Here is a 4,947-nt window from a genome sequence, read left to right as displayed (position 1 = left end):
GGCGCTGGCACGTTACAAGCCCTACAAGAACGATGTCTCGGTGCGGATCTCGTCGATGCCGGCGTTCCTGGCCGAGACCCAGGCGCTGATCGGCGAGGCTTACCCGCACTTCGACGTGGTCTGGTTCGGCCACATCGGCGACGGCAACCTGCACATCAACGTGCTCAAGCCGGACGGCACCAGCGATGCGGACTTCGTAAGCCAGTGCGAGCATGTCACCAAGCTGCTGGCGCAGGTTCTGGCGCGCTTCAATGGCAGCATTTCGGCCGAGCACGGCATCGGCTTGGTCAAGAAGGGCTACCTGGACAGCACCCGTGGACCGGCCGAGATAGCGCTGATGAAGGCGGTCAAGCGCGCGTTCGATCCCGAAGGGCGGCTGAATCCCGGCAAATTGTTCGACCTTTGACACGGGCAAAGTCTTCACCCAGCCGTTACGCTCCACCCACCCAATCGATGAACTCCCTGACCATGATCCGTCCGTTCCTGCTGCTTGCCCTGTTGTCCCTGCCGCTGGCCGGCGTCGCTTCGAGTTTTGCCGGCACCTCGGCCGGTTCGGCGACGGGCGCCTCTTCGGGTTCCTCGGGCAGCAGCTCGGGCGATGACAAGGTGGTGCTGGCTGCCCGCGATGATGCGGCGGCGTTTGTCGCCAGCGATGGCCAGATCCGTGGCGCACGCCTGCAGGCGGCGCTGGTGCACCTGCGTGAGCAGGATGCAGCTGCACGACAGCAGAGCGATCTGCAGCTGGCTCGCGCCCTGCTGGCGCGTTGATCCAGCGCCCGGGTAGTGCCGGCCGCTGGCCGGCAACCTCATGACATCTGTTCGGAACGCAGCCACGCATGGCGTGGCTCTACTGCTGATAGCTCACGCTACGCATGCGGCTGAGCGCCTGCAGCTGGACCCGGCCGGGCTGAGCCCGGCGCAGCAGCAGGTAGCAATGCAGACACTGGCTGATGTGCAGTCGTTGCTGCCCGACGGCCTGCTGCGTGCCTTGCCCGCGCAGGTGCAGGTCGGCTGGCGTGACGACCTGCCCGCCAACGTGCATGGCCGTGCCTTCGCCGGGGGCATCGCGCTGCGCCGCGATCTGCTTGATGATGATGTGGCCGGTGCCCGACGCGCACGGCGCAGTGCGCTGGTGCACGAACTGACCCATGTTGCCGACCGCACGGGGGCGCACTGGTCACGCAGCGCCCGTTGGCGTGACCTTGCAGGTTGGCAGCGCAAGCCCTGGCATCTGGGTCGCGGTGACAACGCCTTCCGCGACCGCAGTCCCGATGCCTACGAACTGACCGACCCGGCCGAGTACCTGGCGGTGAACGCCGAACACTTCGTGCTCGATGCAGAGTTCGCCTGCCGTCGTCCGGCCCTGGCGCAGTGGTACCAGGCGCATTTCGGTACGCCGCCCTCGCTGCCCGCGCCGCACTGTGCGGGCACCGTTCCGCTGCTGCAGGCCGATGCGGAAGAGGGCGCTGCATCGCTGCTCGCACTGGACCCGGCGCGGGTGTATGCCGTGGACTACCTGTTCGCCGAAGGCAGTGCGCAGCCGATGAGCCGCTGGGGCCACAGCATGCTGCGGCTGGTGATCTGCCGTCCCGGCCGCGCGCCGGGGCCGGACTGCAGGCTGGACCTGGAGCATCATCGGGTGCTGTCCTTCCGCGCCTTCGTCGGCGATGTTCAGATCTCCAACTGGCGCGGGCTGACCGGTGGTTATCCTTCGCGCCTGTTCGTGTTGCCGCTGCAGCAGGTGGTGGACGAATACACCAAGGTCGAACTGCGCGGACTGGCCTCGCTGCCGCTGCAGCTGGACCGCAGCGAGATCGCCAGCCTGCTGGAGCGCACCGCCCAGGTGCACTGGAGCTATGACGGTCGCTATTACTTCGTCAGCAACAACTGCGCGGTGGAGACGGCGAAGCTGCTGCAGGCCGGTGTTCCGCGCCTGGGCGAAGCCGGGCTGGCACAGCTGAGCCCGCGCGGGCTGCGGCGACGGTTGGCGCGCCTGCATGCGCTGGATGAGCAGGTGCTGGCCGATCCTGCGCAGGCCCAGGCGCAGGGCTATTACTTTGCTTCTGCGCGTGATCACTACCAGCAGTTGTTCGCAGTCGCCGCCGCGCAGATGGCGCTGCCGGCGCGTGACGTGCGCGCCTGGCTGGCGCTGCCGGCGCAACAGCGCGCGCCATGGTTGCTGCGCGGTGATGTGCGTGCCAGCGCCGGTCTGCTGTTGTTGGAACAGGCGGCGCAGCGGCGCGCGGAGCTGCGTGCACGCGATGCGCTCAAGCGACAGTTGCTGGCCGACCCGGACAGCAGTGCCACCCATTCGCTGCGTGCATTGCTGGAGCAGAGCGGGCAGTGGTTGCGGCCGGGCCAGTTGCTGGCCGACGCTGGCTACGGCCTGCCGCAGGCGGACGAGCAGGCGGAGGTGGCACGGGCAGCGGCCGCTGCCAGCGTACAGGCGGTACCCGCTTGGCAGGCACTGCGCGTGCAGCTGCGCGCGCAGTTGCCGTCATCACAGCAGCGCGAGCTGGATGACATCGACCGCAATCTCGCTGCGCTGGGTGCGCGCGTGCGTGAGCAGGCGGCCGCAGTGCCGCCTACTGGCGCGGCAGCTCGATGATGAAACGACTGCCGCCGCTGGTGCCCGGGGTGCAGTAGACCTGGCCGCCGTGCGCATCGGCGATGGCCTTGACCACCGCCAGGCCGAGGCCACTGCCACCGCCCAGGCGCGATCGTGAGCCRTCGCCGCGCATGAATGGATTGAAGATGTCCGCATGCAGGGCCGGGTCGATGCCCGGGCCTTCGTCTTCAATCGCCACCTGCACATGGGCCACGGTGTCATGCACGGCGATGCGTACCTTGCCAGGGTTGGCATAGCGGCGCGCGTTTTCCAGCAAGGCCAGCAGCGCCTGCCGCAACCGCGTCGGGTCGCAATGGGCGGGGTGCTCCTCGCGGCTGGTTTCCAGCTCCAGCACGAAGCCGGCACTGCGGAAGGCGGGGTCGACCAGGGTCATCACCGAATGCACCTCGGCGACCACGTCGGTGCGGGCGCGGCGCACATCGAGACGGGCGTTGTCGGCCAGGCTCAGCACCCGCAGGTCCTCGATCAGCCGTGACAGGCCCTCGACCTGCGCCAGCAGGCTGCGGAACTGCGACTCATCGGGCTGGAACACGCCTTCGGCCAGGCCCTGCAGGCGGCCGCGCAGGATCGTCACCGGCGTGCGCAGTTCATGGGCGATGGCCGCGTGCCACATCACCCGTTCGCTTTCCATATGCTGCAGGCGGCGGGCCATCGCGTTGAAATCGTCCACCAGCGCTGCGACCTCTCCCGGGGAATTGGCCTCGGCCGTGGCGCGCGCGCCGAGATCGCCGCCAGCAAGTGCGCGCACGCTGTCCACCAGTGAATTGAGCGGCGACAGGATGCGGTGGGCCAGTCGGAACGAGGCGGCGATCGCCAGCGCCAGCCCGGTCAGGATCACCCCGACCATCCAGGCCAGCTCCGGTCCGCTTGGCAGCCATCCTTCAGGTTCTTCGGCGCTGGCCGGGAAGAACTCGATCAGTACGGCGTACAGCAGCCACGAAGAGAGGATCACCATCACGATGACGCCAACGACCATCAGCGACATCGACACGATGATGTGCCGGCTGAGCCCGGAGCGACGCATCAGCGGTCGGCCATCAGGCGGTAGCCGACACCGCGCACGCTGGCCGGAATCTGGGTGAGGCCCACTTCGTCCAGCTTGCGCCGCAGCTTGCTGACATGGCTGTCCACGGTGCGCTCCAGCGCTTCGCTTTCCGGCAGGCATTCGTGCATCAGCTCGCTGCGGCTGAAGATCCGTGACGGGGCCAATGCCATGCAATGCAGCAGCTTGAACTCGGTGAGGGTGAGCAGCAGCTCGTGGCTGTAGCCGTCGCCCTCCACATGCACCGCGTGGGTGGCGGTGTCGATCAGCAGCGGGCCCACGCGCAGGGCGCTGGGGGCATCCGCCCGCGGGCTGCGCAGCGTACGCCGCAGTACTGCACGCACGCGCGCCGCCACTTCTGCCGGGTTGAACGGCTTGACCACATAGTCATCGGCACCCATCCGCAATGCGGTCAGCTTGTCCAGATCCTGGTCCAGCGCGGTCAGCATGATCACCGGCGTTTCGCCGCGCTGGCGCAGCTGGGTCAGCACGCTCCAGCCATCCAGTCGCGGCAGCTGCACGTCCAGCAGCACAAGGTCCGGGCGCATGCTGCGATGCATGTCCAGGGCGATCTGGCCATCGGCCGCACGCAGGGTGCGCAGGCCCTCGCGTTCAAGGTAGGCGGCAAGGATGTCGGCGATCTCGACTTCGTCCTCGACGATCAGGACCAGCGCCGCGAGGGCAGGGGAGGCATGCATGGCAAGGCGAGGCCGGAAGGTGCTTGTCCTCCATCGTATCTCCACAGTTCCTCCATCGAAACCCCATCATCGCCACGCACACTGCGCGCTTCATGATTCCTCAGYCGCGTCTGCGGCACTGTGCACAGCAATGAGAACCTTCAGGACTCCGGTCGCGCTGGTCGCGGCCTTCGCCTTGGCCATGACGGCCTGCTCCCGCCCCGAACCCACCGTCGAAGCCGTGCCGCGTGTCAGCGTGGTCACCGTTGGCCCGCAGGTGGTGCAGCGCGATGATGAACTACCCGGTCGGGTGGCGGCGGTGCGCACCGCGCAGATCCGTGCGCAGGTCGGCGGCATCGTGCAGCGCCGGATGTTCGAGCAGGGCGCGGAGGTGCATGCCGGAGAGCCTCTGTTCCAGATCGACCCGGCGGCGTTCCGCGCCGACGTCGATTCGGCGCTGGCTGCCCTGCAGCGCAGCGAGGCGGCACTGGGTCGCAGCCGGGTGCAGTCACAGCGGCTGCAGGCATTGGCGGCCGCACAGGCGGTCAGCCAGCAGCACCGCGACGATGCCAGTGCCGAGCATGAGCAGGCCCGGGCAG

5 protein-coding genes and 1 pseudogene are annotated in these 4,947 nt (G+C 68.1%); 4 read left to right on the top strand and 2 right to left on the bottom strand.

From position 1 onward, the window contains the following. The 3 genes from AB4Y84_RS13095 to AB4Y84_RS13085 form a co-directional block, all read left to right on the top strand. Positions 1-406 (top strand): FAD-binding oxidoreductase (locus tag AB4Y84_RS13095; RefSeq protein WP_442250249.1); only part of this gene is annotated, 406 nt, incomplete at its 5' end. A 62-nt stretch (positions 407-468) separates the two neighbouring features. Then, positions 469-768, top strand: a complete 300-nt coding sequence (locus AB4Y84_RS13090; RefSeq protein ID WP_312786005.1) for a DUF2388 domain-containing protein — start codon at positions 469-471, stop codon at positions 766-768. 40 nt (positions 769-808) lie between these two features. After that, on the top strand, positions 809-2,608 hold the full coding sequence (locus AB4Y84_RS13085; protein WP_442243476.1) for a DUF7844 domain-containing protein: 1,800 nt from the start codon (positions 809-811) through the stop codon (positions 2,606-2,608). Here the strand turns inward: AB4Y84_RS13085 and AB4Y84_RS13080 are convergent. Together AB4Y84_RS13080 and AB4Y84_RS13075 are read right to left on the bottom strand one after the other, a co-directional pair. Further along, positions 2,586-3,653: an ATP-binding protein gene (locus AB4Y84_RS13080; protein ID WP_025874770.1), complete on the bottom strand. Its 1,068-nt coding sequence runs from the start codon at positions 3,651-3,653 to the stop codon at positions 2,586-2,588. The genes AB4Y84_RS13085 and AB4Y84_RS13080 overlap by 23 nt on opposite strands. Then, positions 3,653-4,369 carry a response regulator gene (locus AB4Y84_RS13075; RefSeq protein ID WP_336027822.1) on the bottom strand — a complete coding sequence of 239 codons (717 nt, stop codon included), beginning with the start codon at positions 4,367-4,369 and terminating at the stop codon, positions 3,653-3,655. Before AB4Y84_RS13075 ends, AB4Y84_RS13080 begins: the two co-directional genes overlap by 1 nt. Positions 4,370-4,499: 130 nt before the next feature. Between AB4Y84_RS13075 and AB4Y84_RS13070 the strand changes: the two are divergent. Further along, a pseudogene (locus tag AB4Y84_RS13070) lies at positions 4,500-4,947 on the top strand (efflux RND transporter periplasmic adaptor subunit); the annotation flags it as partial.

It is taken from the genome of Stenotrophomonas sp. 2YAF22 (assembly GCF_052114665.1).
In the GTDB taxonomy this organism is placed as follows: domain Bacteria; phylum Pseudomonadota; class Gammaproteobacteria; order Xanthomonadales; family Xanthomonadaceae; genus Stenotrophomonas; species Stenotrophomonas indicatrix.
This window is presented reverse-complemented; position numbering and strand designations above follow the sequence as displayed.